Here is a 16,376-nt window from a genome sequence, read left to right as displayed (position 1 = left end):
TTGATTATTTTATCCCCCTCCGACAATAGTAACAATTTCTAATTTATCTCCCTCCTTGATTTCCGTGTTTTCCCAATACTGACGATGGAGGATTTCCCCGTTATATTCCACTGCAACTAACCGAGGATTCATGCCCAAATTTTCTAATATTTGCGGTAGTTTAGTTTCCGGTAAACAGGTTTGAGTTTTGCCGTTAATTTGCAGGGTTATTTCTGACATAGTTTTGAAAGTAAAAGGCTCTCCCGTACTTGTGGTGATAAGCAAAAGTTATCTAAGGCAGGGCTTAGGCCATAAGTCCCCACAGAACTACTAACCTAGGGTAATGTAGGGGCATAATGCTTGCGCCCACAATGTAATGTTCACCAATACTTTACACCATGATGTCGAGAGAGCCAAGTAAAAAGGGGTGATAGGGAGACTTTTCGGTGATCAGCTTCTGAAGGCAAGAGTCACTCATACAAGAGGCAAAAGAAAGAATCTGGCAATTCTCCTACCTAAAAAGAAGGTTAGAAACTAAGTAGGGTTTACTGAAAAAGTTTTTCGTGGGCTGTAGGGTGTCGGGTTTTAGCCATTTTCAGGGGGTTAATTACCTAATTTTCAGGGAAAAAGTATCTGAAATTTCCCCCCGATCACTCTCGGCTGGCACTTTTTGATGGGAAAAAAGTCTAAAAGTCTTATCCAAGAAGATTTTTAGATTGATTCAGCCCACCCTACTTAAGACTGATACCATTTTTCATAAGTAATGGCAGAGATGGTTAATCGCCCTCACCCCCACCCCCCCGACGTCGGGGGGGCAACGGGGGGTAAGATACCTGCCAAGAATAAAGAAAAATGGTATGATAACTGATTATCGTCCCACTTCAGCGAAAATCTCGGCTAAAATCTCTCCAGCACCAGCCTCGCGCACTTTATGGGCTAAATCTCGTCCTAAGACTTCCCCATGACTAGGATCACCGCTAACCGAGTCCTTAATCAGGCGCTTACCGTCGAGACTAGCCACCATACCCGTTAAAGTTAGGATACCATCCTCGATCGCCGTATTCACTCCGATGGGAACTTGACAGCCCCCCTCCAACTCGCGTAAAAAAGCGCGTTCAGCATAGCATCTATCGCGACTAGGGGCGTGTTCCAACACTTTTAGGACTTCCAAAACCTCCGCATCTCCATCGCGGCATTCTATCCCTAAAGCACCCTGTCCCACCGCATGGAGAGAAATTGCCGACGGAATAACCTGATGAACTCGATCGCCTAATCCTAACCTTTCCAATCCCGCTACTGCCAGAATAATCGCGTCGTATTCTCCCGCGTCCAGTTTTGCCAGACGGGTGTTGACATTGCCGCGCACATCTTTAAAAGTCAGATGAGGATAATGGTAACGCAACTGGGCCAATCGCCGCAGGGAAGAAGTCCCCACCACCGCACCTTCCGGTAAAGTGTCTAATTGATAGTCTTGATTTTGGCTATTTACCACCAAAGCATCGGCCGGATTAACTCTTTCGGTGACGCAACCCAAGATTAAGCCTTCGGGCAAATTAGTGGGCAGATCCTTGAGAGAATGGACGGCAAGATCGATCGATCTATCCAACATTCCCACTTCTAGTTCTTTGGTAAATAAACCCTTATCACCGATTTTCGCTAGGGCCACATCGAGAATTTTATCGCCTTGGGTACTCATCGTCTCCACCTCAAACTGTCGATGGGGGTGGTGTTTACTCAATTCTGCCTGTACCCAATAGGTTTGTACTAGGGCTAACTGACTTTTACGGGAACCGATACGCAGGGAACGAGGAGGACTAGAAACGGACATATCTGAAGTAGGAATTTAACTAAACATCTATCTGACTGCTCGATCTAGACTATCCTGATCTCACCCCTGTTGAGTAATCACTTTCTAGCTTAGGCATAAATAGTTACATCTCTTAATATTTTTAGGCACATAGGGTGAGCATTATTCCCCACTGACAGCAAAGCTGAAAGCCTAGATTAAAATAGAGGGACAAACGTTGCAACAGGGTCTAACTAATGACATTACAACACCCTTGCTATAACAAAGAAGAATTTGTCCGACGTGGACAGGGAATCTATCAGTCTCGGCTGCGTCAGCAGGTTGAGAAGGACAATCATGGGAAGATTGTAGCTATTGATATCAAAACAGGTGCTTTTGAATTAGCAAAAGATATCCTCACAGTTTCCAACTCAACTTTTAACCCGATTGACCGATGCTCAAATTTGGTTCGTTAGAATCGGACATCGAGCAGTCGATCGAGTCGGTTTGATTGGGGCGAATTTGCTGCAATGATTATAGGTAATTTTAAATCGTGGAGTTATTATTATGCTAGACCAAATGATGAAGATGTTGGAAGGGCAACAAATAGGTCCCTATCGTCTTAATAAGTTTCTCGGTGCGGGTGGTTTTGGGGGTGTATTTCATGCTAGTGAAATGGTCAGAAATACATTGGTTAAAGAAGTTGCTGTTAAAGTTATCCCCGAAAGTAGCGATGATAAATTAATTGAGTTAAAAAATGCCAGAAAGTTAGAACATTCTAATTTAATTAAGGCTTATTCAGTGGGGGAATGTACTTTTTTCAATACGGAGATGCTTTATTTAGTGATGGAATTGGCACAGGGTAGCCTAGAAAATCACATCGCCAAAGGCGGTTTGTCAGCGGATGAGATTAAAAATATTACTGCTCAAGTCGCCCAGGGTTTAAATTATCTTCATCGACAAAATAAAGTCCATCGAGATTTAAAACCGGGTAATATTCTCAAGGTTAATCAACAATACAAGTTAGCAGATTTTGGCTTAATTAGAACTTTAAATAATAAAAGTCACACTCAAACAGTCAACCCTAAAGGTACGATTATTTATATGCCTCCCGAAGCCTTTAGGGGGGATATTTCCTCAGCTTGGGATCTGTGGTCATTAGGTATTATGTTAATCGAAATGACGACTAATCAACTTCCCTATAAGTTTAATAATGATATTAACCAGTTAATGGCGAAGGTGATGAATTGTGATTTACAAATCCCCAGTTTACCGAAAGAGTTTAAACAGATTATTGAAGGGTGTTTGCAAAAAGATAGAAAACAAAGATGGACAGCACAACAGGTTTTAAATGCCTTACAACCTCTGGGATGGACTTCTCCCCCGTCACCTCCACCAGCACCGGCAGCAGTCAAAAAGCCTGTTTCACCAATACCCCTAATTGCTTCACCTACTCCATTTACCGAAAAAATATCCAACGGAGTCACACTGGAGATGGTGAGCTTACCAGCAGGTCAATTTCTCATGGGATCTGCTGACAGTGATTATGAAAAGCCTCCACACCAAGTTAAAGTCAACAGTTTTGCGATTGGCAAATATCCAGTGACTCAGGCACAATATGAAGCGGTAATGGGAACCAATCCCTCTGAGTTTCAAAACAATCCCCAAAATCCGGTAGAAAGGGTTAGTTGGAACAATGCTCAAGCCTTTTGTCAAAAATTGAGTCAAATAACAGGGAAAACCTATCGCCTACCGACGGAAGCGGAATGGGAATATGCCTGTCGTGCGGGGACTACTACTCGCTATTATTTTGGTGATGATGCTAGTCAGTTAGGAGATTACGCTTGGTATAGCGCAAATTCTCAGAGTAAAACTCATCCTGTGGGCCAGAAAAGGCCCAATGGTTGGGGACTGTATGACATGAGTGGCAATGTTTGGGAGTGGTGCGAGGACAATTGGCACGATAACTATATCGGAGCGCCAAGGGATGGCAGTGCTTGGATAAAAAATGGTAATGATAATCGTTCTCCATTGCGGGGCGGTTCCTGGGGCAGCAATCCTTATAACTGCCGTTCCGCGATTCGCAACAACCTCGCCCGCCGCGGCAACGGCGACGACTACGACGGTTTTCGGGTGGTGTGCGGTGCTGGGAGGACTCTATAACCCTTTTTCCCTTTTTTTCCCTTTTTACCCTCATTCCCTATTTTTCAATTTTTCTCTTTTTCCCGCCCTTAGGCGGGTCGATTTTTTTTTGAGATTTTCTAGGGTGCGTCCTGGGGAGCTTTTGCCTTTTTGGGAGCAGTCCTACAGGACGCGAGCCGATGAAGATGCAAGGTTGGGTTGACGACAATTAAATAGGGTATGATGGAGGTTGGATAGATTTTCTCCTATGGCCGTGAGCGAAAGCGTCTGTATTGAAACCAGTATCTTAGGCTACCTAACTGCTCGACCCCGCAGAGATATTATTGTGGCGGCTAATATTGAGATAAGCTGTCCTTGTGTTTAAACTGCTTGTTGAGATGAGACAAGAGGCGATGGTAAAGGGATTGGGGGAGATTCAGCTAATCTAAGGATAGGCGCTTAAAATGCGTCTTAGCCTATTATTTGTGTTAATCTCATCTTTGAAATATCAAAACCCCAAATCGTCTAAGGAGACAATGGCCGCTAATTCTCGGAATAAATCGCCCGTTTTTCTCGGCTGTTCTGGCAGGATCGCTATTTTTTGCCTCTTGATGTTATTATCGGCGGCAATAGGCTGGTTAATTGGGAAACAGTGGGTTAAACACAGCAATCAAACCCAAACCGTTAAACCCGTTTTTGCCACGGAAGAAAATAATTTTAATTCTGCCACAGATCGGGGATGGCAACGGAAAGCCGAGATGAGAAAGCGTCGTCTAGAGTTGGGAATTGATGGTCAGTTTTTTAAAAATCTCGTCAATGAATTGTTTAGCCTCCGCTATGGGGATATCAAAGAGGAAAAACAGAAACAGGAACAAAGAGATATTTTAGCAGCAGAAATCCTCGATCGCTTAGAACTTCTCGATTCTGGCACTAGAGAAGCATTAGGTAGCTACGACGAGCAACAACGAGAAAAATGGCGAGAACAAGTGAATCAGTTACGCTTAAGCAGTAAAGTCCTCAATTTACTCACTGATACTGCTTTTTTTCATTTATTTCCCGAATTGACAGAAAGACCAAATTTTGATAGTAGTCTGGGGCAATTGTGGAGCGGCTTGGCCTGGAATCAGTTACAATCTTTACAGTCTGGCCTATCCTACCAAGCGATCGAAAGTTTAGACGCGGGGGGAGAGGAAGTGATCGAGGCAATTCTCAGCGAGGGACAAGGAAAAGCCTATGCAATAAAATTGCGTTCCAGTGATCGGTTAGACTTAAATTTAGAGACGGAAGGCGAAGTTTTACTATCTTTCTACTCTCCCACGGGTAATATTACCCTTTTAGACAAGTCTAGCGATCGGCAATGGTCCGGTCAATTACCCGAAGAGGGATTTTATGAATTAGTTATTCTCCCCCAATCTTCTACCCCCGTTCACTTTCGCTTGCAGTTAAAAGTCAGTCAATGACTTTAACCGTCAGGAGACAGTTATCAGTTATCAGTTATCAGTTATCAGTTATCAGTTCACTGTTTACTGTTTACTGATCACTGAAAAGCTCCCCACTTCCCCACTTCCCCACTTCCCAATTTATAATTCATAATTTATAATTTATAATTCCCACTTCCCCAACCCCTAATCTGCTTTTTTACTTTTTCCCATGTCTCTAACTTTCCAAGCTGTTATCGCTAAATTAAATGAATTTTGGGCCGATCGCGGTTGTTTAGTTGCTCAACCCTATGATACAGAAAAAGGTGCGGGAACCATGAGTCCCCACACTTTTTTAAGGGCAATTGGTCCGGAACCTTGGGCAGTTGCCTATGTGGAACCCTGTCGTCGTCCTACGGATGGCCGTTATGGCGAAAATCCCAATCGTTTTCAGCATTACTATCAATATCAAGTCCTAATTAAACCCTCTCCTGATAATATTCAGGAAATCTATTTAGACTCCCTGCGGGTGTTAGGAATTCACCCAGAAGATCACGATATTCGCTTCGTGGAAGATAACTGGGAATCTCCCACCCTCGGTGCTTGGGGTGTGGGTTGGGAAGTGTGGTTAGATGGTATGGAAATCACTCAGTTTACCTACTTTCAACAGTGTGGGGGCATCGATTGTCGTCCCGTGGCGATCGAAATTACCTACGGTTTAGAAAGATTAGCCATGTATCTGCAAGATGTAGAGGCAATTAATAAAATTCAATGGAATGAAAATATCCTCTACGGTGATATTTTTCTGCAAAATGAAATCGAACAATGTACCTATAATTTTGAGGCTTCTAATCCTGAGTTATTATTTAGTTTATTCAGTTTATATGAACAGGAAGCCAAACAATTAATCGATCGCTCTCTGGTGATTCCCAGTCTAGATTATGTTCTCAAATGTTCCCATACTTTTAATTTACTCGATGCTAGAGGTGTGATTGCTGTAGCCGAAAGAACCCGTTATATCGGCAGAATTCGCAATTTAGCTCGACAGGTTGCTCAATTGTATTTACAGCAACGAGAAGCTTTAGGTTTTCCCCTACAAAGGGTTTAGCAATCTGGTGCATCTTTGGCGATGCACCCCTAGCAATTGTATTGGCCCTCGTTTAATAACTTTTTTTTATAAAAAATCCTATTTATACTAAATCTTGTTTAAAAAGTATAGGATAGTGGGAAAGAAAAAAAGATGTTATCGCTAACATCTTTTTGGCATTTACAATTTAACTTCAATATCAACCCCTGCGGGTAAATCTAATTTCATCAAAGCATCGATTGTCTTAGAAGAGGGTTGGTAAATATCAATAATGCGGCGATGGGTGCGGGTTTCAAAATGTTCACGGGAGTCCTTGTCAACGTGAGGGGAACGCAGGACACAATAAATCTTTCTTTTTGTCGGTAGGGGAATCGGTCCGATCGCTGTGGCGTTAGTTCTATTGGCAGTATCGACAATCTTCTCGCAGGAAGTGTCAAGTAAGCGCTGGTCAAAAGCTTTCAAACGAATGCGAATTTTCTGTTGTTGTAACGTAGCCATAATTTCACCTATTGCAATTGTCAAGGTACAAAATAAAGACAGTAACGGAGCAGTTTTTTATCATTAACTGCCCCGTTAATTAATAGATTAGCCTACTTGATAATTTTCGAGATAACGCCGGAACCGATGGTGCGACCACCTTCGCGAATAGCGAAGCGCATACCCTGTTCAATAGCGATCGGGTTGATCAGTTCCACGGTCATTTTGATCCGGTCTCCCGGCATGACCATTTCTACAGTGCTGCCATCATCGGCGGTGTAGTCTTGGATAGTGCCAGTTACGTCGGTTGTCCGTACATAGAACTGAGGACGATAGTTTTTAAAGAAAGGAGTGTGACGACCACCCTCTTCTTTACTTAACACATACACCTCACCTTCAAACTGGGTGTGGGGTTTGATTGTACCCGGTTTAGCGATAACCATGCCGCGCTCGATGTCGGTTTTTTGGATACCACGCAGGAGGATACCAGCGTTGTCACCGGCCATCCCTTGGTCAAGACTTTTCTTGAACATTTCGATCCCGGTGACGGTGGTGGCGCGGGTATCTCTGATCCCCACCAATTCCACGTTATCACCCACTTTCACAATACCGCGTTCGATCCGACCGGTAGCCACCGTCCCCCGACCAGTAATCGAGAATACGTCTTCTACCGCCATCAGGAAGGGTTTATCGATATCCCGTTCAGGGGTGGGGATATAGCTATCTACCGCTTCCATTAATTCATAAATTGCGTCCACCCACTCGTTATCGCCTTTTTGGGCCTTGGGGTTTTTGGTCATGTAATCGAGGGCTTCTTTAGCAGAACCGGCAATAATGGGGATTTCGTCGCCAGCGAAGTCGTAATTGGTGAGAAGTTCGCGTACTTCCAGTTCTACGAGTTCCAGTAACTCCTCATCGTCCACCATATCTTTTTTGTTGAGGAAGACCACGAGGTTAGGTACACCCACCTGACGAGCCAGCAGGATATGTTCCCGGGTTTGGGGCATCGGGCCATCAGCGGCCGAGACCACGAGAATACCACCGTCCATCTGTGCCGCACCGGTGATCATGTTTTTTACATAGTCGGCGTGGCCAGGGCAGTCAACGTGAGCGTAGTGGCGATCAGCAGTTTCGTACTCAACGTGAGCGGTGTTGATGGTGATCCCGCGGGCCTTTTCTTCGGGAGCGGCATCGATTTCATCGTATTTTTTAGCTTGGGCATTACCCAGGGCCGCTAGGGTCATAGTGATAGCGGCGGTGAGGGTAGTTTTGCCGTGGTCAACGTGACCGATCGTACCGATGTTAACGTGGGGTTTCGTCCGTTCAAATTTAGCGCGTGCCATTTACTTTCTGTTCCTTTGTTTTTTTTCTTCTTCAGGTCGGTGAACAGTAATCAGTCGCCAGAGATCAGTTTTAAGTTAGCAGTTATTAGGGTTGACCGATCAAATTTAAATGATCGGTTTATTCTCACTGCACACTGGTCACTGGTCACTGATTAGCCGTTCCCTTTACTTTTGGTGATAATCGTCTCGGCCACGTTGCGGGGGACTTCTTCGTAATGGCTAAATTCCATGGTGAAGATGCCCCGTCCTTGGGTTTTGGAGCGAATATCAGTGGCGTAACCGAACATTTCCGCTAGGGGAACTTTAGCGGCCACTTTGGCGATGCCGGCCTCGGTTTCTTGACCTTCGATTTGTCCCCGACGGGAGTTAAGATCACCGATGACGTTACCGATGAAGTCTTCGGGTACTTCCACTTCCACCTTCATCATCGGTTCTAGGAGAACGGGAGCGGCTTTCATCACCGCTTCCTTGATCGCCATGGAACCGGCAATCTTAAAGGCCATCTCGGAGGAGTCCACATCGTGGAAAGAACCATCCACAAGGGTTGCTTTCAGGTCGATGACGGGATAACCCGCGACGATCCCCGATTCGCAAGCTTCTTTCATCCCTTGTTCTGACGGGTTGATGTATTCTTTGGGGATAGCACCACCGACAATTTTGGAGACGAAGACAAAGCCGGATCCCGGTTCCCCCGGTTCGAGTTCGATGACGACGTGGCCGTACTGTCCTTTACCGCCACTTTGACGGATAAATTTACCCTCGGCGCGCACGGGTTTCCGCACGGTTTCCCGATAGGCAACTTGGGGAGCGCCCACGGTTGCTTCGACTTTGTATTCCCGCAGCATTCGATCGACGAGGATTTCCAAGTGCAGTTCTCCCATCCCGGCGATTACCGTTTGATTGGTTTCGGGATCAACTTTGACCCGGAAGGTGGGATCCTCATCGGAGAGAGCTTGCAGAGCTTTGCTGAGTTTCTCGATGTCCTGTTTGGTTTTCGGTTCCACCGCCACGGAGATCACCGGTTCGGGGATAAAGAGGGATTCTAGGATAACTGGGTTTTTCTCATCACAGAGGGTATCCCCGGTAATGGTGTTTTTCAGTCCGATCGCTGCTCCTAGATCACCGGCGCGCAGTTCATCCACTTCGATCCGTTCGTTGGATTTGAGGACGATCAGGCGAGCGATCCGTTCTTTGGTTCCTTTGGTGGAGTTGTAGGCGTAGCTGCCTTTGGCTAACACACCGGAATAGACCCGCAGGAAGGTCAAACGACCGAAGGGATCGGCCATGATTTTGAAGGCGAGGGCGGAGAAGGGCGCATCGTCCTTGGCTTCCCGGATTGCCTCGCTGCCATCGGGAAGAATCCCTTTAACGGCGGCTACTTCCGATGGCGAGGGTAGGTAATCTACCACGGCATCAAGGAGCAGTTGTACCCCTTTGTTTTTGAAAGCCGAGCCGCAGAGGACGGGAACAATTGTACCTGCAATCGTCCCTTCTCTGAGACCGCGTTTGATTTCGGCTTCGGTGAGTTCTTCACCTTCTAGATATTTTTCTAGGAGTTCTTCATCGGCTTCCGCTACAGCTTCCACCAGCTGCAGGCGGAATTCTTCGGCCTTTTTCAATAAGTCTTCGGGAATGTCGGTTTCTTCTATGTCTTTCCCTAGATCGTCCTTATATATATAGGCGCGCATCTTGACGAGATCAACGATCCCGCTCAGTTCGCTTTCTGCGCCGATCGGCATTTGGATGGGAACGGCGTTAGTTCTGAGGCGATCTCTTAATTGTTCGTAAACTTTGAAGAAGTTCGCTCCCGTTCTGTCCATTTTGTTGACAAAGGCAATCCGGGGTACTTTGTACCGATCGGCTTGTCTCCAGACGGTTTCCGATTGGGGTTGTACACCACCAACAGAGCAGAAAACTGCCACCACGCCATCGAGTACCCGCATGGAACGTTCCACTTCAATGGTGAAATCGACGTGGCCGGGGGTATCAATGATGTTGATGCGATGATCTTGCCAACTGGTACTGATGGCGGCGGCGGTGATGGTGATTCCTCGCTCCCGTTCCTGTTCCATCCAGTCGGTAATTGCCGTTCCGTCGTGGACTTCGCCCAGTTTATGAGCGACTCCCGTGTAGAACAGGATTCTTTCTGTTGTCGTTGTTTTGCCCGCGTCTATATGAGCGGCGATTCCGATGTTTCGCACTCTCTCTAGCGGGATAGTCCGTGCCACAGCAACCTCCTTGCTTTGCTTGCCAGTGATGGGATTTTGTTCTAGGATTTTTTACACTATTTACAATTCTATACTTTTCTTGACAGTTTTTTGGCGGCAGCGGTGTGGTCCACCGCCCTTAAAGTATCTTTAAAGTATCTTTCTTAGTAACGATAGTGGGCAAAGGCTTTGTTTGCCTCTGCCATCCGGTGGGTTTCTTCCCGTTTTTTGATCGTGCCGCCGGTTTCATTGGCCGCATCCATGATCTCGTTGGCTAGTTTACCTGCCATGGTTTTGCCACCTCTGGTTCTGGCATAATGGACTAACCAACGTAGTGCTAATGTACTGCCACGGTTGCTGCGTACTTCCATCGGTACTTGATAGGTGGCTCCACCGACCCGGCGGGCTTTCACTTCCACTAGGGGAGTGGCGTTTTTAACGGCTTTTTCAAATACTTCTAGGGGTTCTTGACCGGTACGTTCGCCGACGGTTTTCAGGGCATCGTAAACGATGTTAGCGGCTAGGGATTTTTTACCCGAGCGCATGATCCGGCGGATGGTCATGCTGACTAAACAGCTATTATAGACGGGATCGGGGGGAATAGGACGTTTTTTGACGTTTTTACGGCGAGACATCGGAATATTCCTTGATTTTCTAGGTTAACTTTAACTTTTGGTTGACAGTCGGATGATTACAGCCCATCTCAAACCCTCTCCTGCGAGTCTTCAGTCTCTTGGGTTAACCTTGACCGACTCGGTGGGAGTATTTTTTTTGGTTAATCAATCCCCTGTTTATTTAGCGGCGGGTTTGGGGCGTTTGGTTCCGTACTTAGACCGCGCCTTTTGACGGTTTTTCACCCCGGTGGCATCGAGGGTGCCGCGAATGATGTGATATCTGACTCCGGGTAGATCTTTGACCCGACCGCCCCGAATCAGGACGACCGAGTGTTCTTGTAGGTTATGACCGATGCCCGGGATGTAGGCTGTCACCTCAAATCCAGAGGTCAAACGTACCCTAGCCACTTTCCGTAGGGCTGAGTTGGGTTTTTTCGGTGTGGTGGTATATACTCTTGTACAAACTCCCCGGCGTTGGGGGCATTGTTTGAGGGCGGGAGATTTGGTTTTTCTTTTCGCTTTGGATCTTTCGTCGCGTATTAATTGCTGAATGGTGGGCATGATAGGGCTGTATCTAAGGTTACTCTGAACTCCTATTACCGAAGGTCAAATCGTTGACAAAAGGTCATTATAGCAAATTGTCGCTCTTGTTGTCAAGTCCGCGATTGTGCTTTTCTCCGGTTTAGATGTTAGAGATTGTCTTTTTCTTGGGCGGCGGCGGCACTCAATTCGGGCGTTATTAGGCGATAAAATTACAGCTTCGTTGTTTTGGCTTGGTTATGCGATTCTAGCAATAATTATCACCTGATTAATCGGCTAATGTCTGAAAAACTGTCTCTAGCTAACCTCATTTTTAGAACTGGTGTCTAGACTATTAGCTCTTAACGCTATATTTAGAGCTTTTGTACTGGATGCACCACAGGCTACCATAAAATATTGTTAACCTCAAAGGTTAACAATATTACAAGGGTCATCTACAATGGATATTGTATTTAAGGAAAAAAAATTTGAGAACGAATGCAATAGCCAAAGACTACTGAAAAAACAGTATGGAGAGAAGATGGCTAAGAAAATCAGGCAAAGACTCGATGACTTAAAAGCAGTTATTGTCCTGGAGTAAATGCGATCGCTGCCGGGACGTTGCCACGAATTGTTACATAACCGTGCTGGACAACTATCTCTAGATTTAGTTCATCCTCTCAGACTAATTTTTGAGCCAGCTAATATACCGATTCCTCGAAAAGCAGACGGGGGAATTGATTGGCAGAAAGTAACCGCAGTCGTAATTATTGGCATAGTTGACATCCTCGCCGCCGTAAAACGGACGGCGATTCCCAAACCTCACGATTTGGGCTTCGGCCGTGAGCTCAGCGTTCGACCGAGCTCACGCCGAGGTCCGAACGGTTTCTGCTTCTTTCCCGAAGGATTTTTCGCACCTGCCGCCCCAGATTTACTCTGTTCTGGTCATCAGGTCGCTCTACAGACTGACACCGCAAGCCCTGCGGCCAAAATATTTTTACTGGCGTTAATATCTCGGTCATGGTGTGTCCCACAGTCTGGACAATCCCATTCTCGAACATTTAACGGCATTTTCTCAGCAATATACCCGCAATTACTACACCTTTTAGAACTGGGAAACCATCTATCTATTTCGATGTAATTTCTGCCATACCAACGGCATTTATAGGCTAATTGTCGAGTGATTTCTCCCCAACTAACGTCAGATATTGCCTGAGATAATTTCGGGTTTTTGACCATATTCTTGACGGCTAAGTTCTCAACCACAATCGTTTGGTTTTCACGAACTAATTGAGTGGTTAGCTTATGTAAATGGTCTTTTCTACTATCGGTGATTTGAGCGTGAATCTTGGCTACTTTGATTCTTGCTTTTTCCCGATTTTTTGACCCTTTCTGTTTTCGAGAAAGATTTTTTTGCGCTTTTCGCAGTCTCCGATAATGCTTTTTAAAGTGCTTAGGATTAGATACTTTATCGCCATTGCTGGTAATTACTAGGCTACTAATTCCTAAGTCAATTCCGATGGCTTTATCGGTTGGGGGTAATGGCTGGATTGTTGGGTCATCAAATCTTATTGAAATATGCCAACGTCCAGAAGGATGTAATCTGACTGTTACTGTGCTTGGTTCACAGCTTTCTGGTATTTGTCTTGACCATCGAATAGGTAAAGGTTCTGTGCATTTGGCTAAATAGATTTGTTTGTCTTTGAACTTAAAAGCAGATTTGGTAAATTCGGCACTTCCTCCCTGATGTTTTTTCTTAAAGTTAGGATACTTAGTCCGACCAGCAAAGAAGTTAGTAAAAGCTGTTTGTAGGTGTCTTAACCCTTGTTGTAAAGGTACACAGCTAACTTCGTTTAAAAAGTCTAATTCTTCTTGTTTTTTCCAATCGGTCAACATTGAAGAAGTTTGAGCGTAGCATACTCTTTCTTGCTTTTCGTACCAAGCTTGTGTTCGTTCGTGGAGAGCTTTGTTGTAAACTAATCTTACACAGCCCAATGTGCGCCGCAATAGCGACTCTTGTGTTGGTGTGGGGTAAAATCGAAACGAATAGGCTTTTTCCATACCTCACATTTTAGCATATATTTCGTAAACGATGCTCATATTTAACAGTAAAGCCGTCGTAGAACGACGGGGTTTCAGACCCAAATTTTCGATGACTAATACTATTGAGAACAGATATGCACCGGATTTTATTTCTCCACCGGGAGAAACCCTTGCCGAAATCCTAGAAGAAAGAAATATGTCTCAATCGGAACTCGCCCAACGCATGGGCAGACCAAAAAAGACTATCAATGAGATCATAAAAGGTAAAGCGGAGATTACTATCGATACCGCCTTACAGATAGAGTTAGTGTTAGGAACTCCCGCCAGTTTCTGGATAGAGCGCGAAAGACTTTATCGGGAATATTTAGCGAGAAAAAATGAGAATCAAAGATTAAAAGGTTATTTAGGCTGGTTAAAACAAATTCCTTATCGGCAGATGACTGAATTAGGCTGGCTCAAGTTTGATGAGGATAAAATAGAGCAATTACGAGAGAGCTTGAATTTTTTTGCCGTTGTCTCCCCTGAGAAATGGGAGGAGATTTGGGGGAGAAATTTATCGATTGATTTTAGAAAGTCTCAAGCATTTGATAGCGATCGAGGGGCAATAACGGCATGGTTACGTCAAGGAGAAATAGAAGCATCGAAAATTAATTGTGCTGATTACAACGAGTTGAAATTCAGAGATGCCTTGCGACAAATTCGTTCGTTAACTATTAAGTCTATCGAGGTATTTCAACCGCAAATGATCGAGCTTTGTGCGGCAGCGGGGGTTGCCTTAGCCTTTGTCCCTGAACTTCCGAAAACAAGGGTACACGGTGCTACCCGTTGGTTAGGTTCTCACAGAGCTTTAATTCAATTGAGCGATCGATACAAAACAAATGATCATTTTTGGTTTTCTTTTTTTCATGAAGCTGGTCATATTTTATTACATGGGAAACGAACTTTATTTTTAGAGGGGCAAGATAAAGATATTCGAGATAAAATTAAAGAAAAAGAGGCGGATGTTTTTGCGGCTAATTTCTTAATTGATCCTGGAGATTGGCAGAGATTTATCGCCAATAATTCTCTGAATAGAAAAGCTATTAATCAATTTGCCGAACAACTAGGAATACACCCTGGTATTATTGTTGGTAGAATGCAACATGAGCAAATTACTTCTTATCAAAACTATAATGATCTTAAGGAGAAATATTGTCTAAATACGCAGGATTCCTTTTTGGTATTGACGAGCGACTCCCCAAAAGGAAAACTTCCTATCTCACCATTAAGATAACTGCTGTAAGCGGAGATTACTAAGGATAAATTTGGCAATAATTGACAAAATTGCGATAAAATCAAAAAAAGTCAGGTAGAGGATAGTTATGCTCGATCTTGCGAAATTAGCGGCAAAAATGCCAGGGATCAGTCAACATTTTCAACAGGAAGTGACAGCTAGTCGCGAGCGAGTGCAACGGGCTAAAATTCTTTTAGAACAAGCTCAACAGCAACAGGAAAAACTGCTAGAACTCTATCATAACTGGCACGATCGCCTAATTTTCTCCGTAGCGCTACCGATCGAACCTCTCGACACCCGCGTTAGTATCCTTCCCCCTCCCGAAAGTCATAGCGTTTTTGCCACGGATGGTTCCCAAATTGCCCCTTCTCACCACGAAATCGCCTACTGTTATCTAATTAATATCGGTAGGATTATGTTGCACTATGGTCAAAATTTGCACCCTCTCCTCGATAGCATTCCCGAAGTCTATTACAAATCAGAAGACCTCTACATTTCTAAACAGTGGGGTATTCGCGTGGATGAGTGGATGAGTTATCGTCGGACGGTATTAGAAAGCCAAATGTTAGCGGAAATGGCTACTCGTTGGGTAAAACCCCCCGGGGCCCATTATGAGCCAAATTTAGCCCTCGTGGATGGTTCTTTGATCTATTGGTTTATCGATAGTCTCCCCCCGGAAGCAAAAGATTTAATTTTGCCACCGATTTTTCAGTCTTGGGACGATTTAAAATCAGCTAGAATCCCGCTTATAGGTTATATTAGTGCTTCTCGTAGCACGGAAAGTTTAAATTTCCTGCGTTTACAATCTTGTCCCCATGATACTCCCAATTGCTTGATCAATTGCGGTGATTTAGACCCAGAAAAAACCCCTTGTCGCGTTGTCGATCCTCTCCGGGATGCTTCTCTCTGGGGTTATTTATTGGAACCGGGGCAAAGAAGTCCTTTTTGGCGCAGTTCTTTGAAGATACTCGATTTTTATGGGGATGAGCATCGCATTTACTTCTGTTATCTCCATGTGGGGACGGAAATCGCTAGGGTAGAGGTTCCTGCTTGGGTGGTGGAGGAGCGCGAATTACTCGATCGCTCTTTGAGTATGTTACTGGCCCAGGTGTTAAAAGGTTATGGTTATCCGATCGCCTTAGCGGAAGCGCACAATTTAGCGGTGATTAAAGGTGGCGATCGCTTGCGTTTTTTTGCCCTTTTGGAACAACAGATGATTAAAGTCGGTTTACAGGATGTGGGAACATCTTATAAGGAAGCGAGAAAGCGCAGTAGTATCGCTTAATTGAGGAGACAGGGAGTGGGGAGTGGTTATGCTAAATCCAGTTATTGCGTGAGTGCCTCTCTTGATATGTAGCCCATACTCAACGGATGGCCGTATTACTTCCCACTTGATCACTCAATCCAAGTCTTTGGGGGGTTCTACCCCCCAAACCCCCCGTTGGGGGCGTGGCGCCGCCCCCAAACCCCCCGCGCATTAGTTTTTCGGTGGGATGCTTACACGCAGCT

General features: G+C 45.0%; 12 protein-coding genes and 4 pseudogenes. 8 read left to right on the top strand and 8 right to left on the bottom strand.

From position 1 onward, the window contains the following. Positions 1–9: 9 nt before the first annotated feature. Together thiS and hemC are read right to left on the bottom strand one after the other, a co-directional pair. Positions 10–219, bottom strand: coding sequence for a sulfur carrier protein ThiS (gene thiS, locus O9334_RS08620; RefSeq protein ID WP_190381410.1), 210 nt, complete (start codon positions 217–219; stop codon positions 10–12). A gap of 628 nt (positions 220–847) precedes the next feature. Beyond that, positions 848–1,807: a hydroxymethylbilane synthase gene (gene hemC / locus O9334_RS08615; protein ID WP_045360767.1), complete on the bottom strand. Its 960-nt coding sequence runs from the start codon at positions 1,805–1,807 to the stop codon at positions 848–850. Between the two features lie 215 nt (positions 1,808–2,022). Here hemC and O9334_RS08610 point away from each other — a divergent pair. From O9334_RS08610 to glyQ, 5 genes and pseudogenes are all read left to right on the top strand, one after another. After that, a pseudogene (locus O9334_RS08610) lies at positions 2,023–2,299 on the top strand (hypothetical protein). Between the two features lie 33 nt (positions 2,300–2,332). Next, positions 2,333–3,928, top strand: a complete 1,596-nt coding sequence (locus O9334_RS08605) for an SUMF1/EgtB/PvdO family nonheme iron enzyme (protein WP_287999839.1) — start codon at positions 2,333–2,335, stop codon at positions 3,926–3,928. Positions 3,929–4,160: 232 nt separating this feature from the next. After that, positions 4,161–4,256, top strand: a pseudogene (locus tag O9334_RS08600) (type II toxin-antitoxin system VapC family toxin); the annotation flags it as partial. A 166-nt stretch (positions 4,257–4,422) separates the two neighbouring features. Then, positions 4,423–5,346, top strand: coding sequence for a serine/threonine protein kinase (locus tag O9334_RS08595; protein ID WP_287999838.1), 924 nt, complete (start codon positions 4,423–4,425; stop codon positions 5,344–5,346). Positions 5,347–5,536: 190 nt separating this feature from the next. Next, entirely contained in the window at positions 5,537–6,412 is an 876-nt protein-coding gene (glyQ, locus tag O9334_RS08590) for a glycine--tRNA ligase subunit alpha (protein ID WP_190381437.1), read from the top strand. A gap of 159 nt (positions 6,413–6,571) precedes the next feature. Here glyQ and rpsJ read toward each other — a convergent pair whose 3' ends face one another. The 5 genes from rpsJ to rpsL form a co-directional block, all read right to left on the bottom strand. Continuing rightward, positions 6,572–6,889: a 30S ribosomal protein S10 gene (rpsJ, locus tag O9334_RS08585; RefSeq protein WP_002740287.1), complete on the bottom strand. Its 318-nt coding sequence runs from the start codon at positions 6,887–6,889 to the stop codon at positions 6,572–6,574. Positions 6,890–6,981: 92 nt separating this feature from the next. Continuing rightward, entirely contained in the window at positions 6,982–8,211 is a 1,230-nt protein-coding gene (tuf, locus tag O9334_RS08580) for an elongation factor Tu (RefSeq protein ID WP_190381438.1), read from the bottom strand. 152 nt (positions 8,212–8,363) lie between these two features. Then, positions 8,364–10,439 (bottom strand): elongation factor G, encoded by a 2,076-nt coding sequence (gene fusA / locus O9334_RS08575; RefSeq protein ID WP_045360758.1) that lies wholly within the window; start codon positions 10,437–10,439, stop codon positions 8,364–8,366. A 143-nt stretch (positions 10,440–10,582) separates the two neighbouring features. After that, the gene (gene rpsG, locus O9334_RS08570; RefSeq protein ID WP_002758831.1) at positions 10,583–11,053 is read right to left on the bottom strand and encodes a 30S ribosomal protein S7; all 471 of its coding nucleotides are present in this window, start codon (positions 11,051–11,053) and stop codon (positions 10,583–10,585) included. Positions 11,054–11,209: 156 nt separating this feature from the next. Continuing rightward, positions 11,210–11,593, bottom strand: coding sequence for a 30S ribosomal protein S12 (gene rpsL / locus O9334_RS08565; RefSeq protein ID WP_002740176.1), 384 nt, complete (start codon positions 11,591–11,593; stop codon positions 11,210–11,212). Positions 11,594–12,011: 418 nt separating this feature from the next. Between rpsL and O9334_RS22850 the strand changes: the two are divergent. Then, positions 12,012–12,335, top strand: a pseudogene (locus O9334_RS22850) (type II toxin-antitoxin system RelE/ParE family toxin); the annotation flags it as partial. Between the two features lie 38 nt (positions 12,336–12,373). Here O9334_RS22850 and O9334_RS08555 read toward each other — a convergent pair. Further along, positions 12,374–13,612, bottom strand: a pseudogene (locus tag O9334_RS08555) (RNA-guided endonuclease InsQ/TnpB family protein). Between the two features lie 91 nt (positions 13,613–13,703). On the opposite strand from O9334_RS08555, the gene O9334_RS08550 reads away from it, so the two are divergent. Together O9334_RS08550 and O9334_RS08545 are read left to right on the top strand one after the other, a co-directional pair. Further along, positions 13,704–14,867: a HigA family addiction module antitoxin gene (locus O9334_RS08550; protein WP_287999836.1), complete on the top strand. Its 1,164-nt coding sequence runs from the start codon at positions 13,704–13,706 to the stop codon at positions 14,865–14,867. 88 nt (positions 14,868–14,955) lie between these two features. Beyond that, a complete protein-coding gene (locus O9334_RS08545) occupies positions 14,956–16,152 on the top strand; it encodes a DNA double-strand break repair nuclease NurA (RefSeq protein ID WP_287999835.1) in 1,197 nt (398 codons plus the stop codon). The last annotated feature ends 224 nt before the right edge of the window (positions 16,153–16,376 follow it).

Source organism: Microcystis sp. LE19-8.1F (assembly GCF_027531715.1).
Lineage (GTDB): Bacteria > Cyanobacteriota > Cyanobacteriia > Cyanobacteriales > Microcystaceae > Microcystis > Microcystis wesenbergii_A.
Note: the sequence above shows the minus strand (reverse complement) of the source record. Positions and strands in the feature narration are given on the sequence as shown.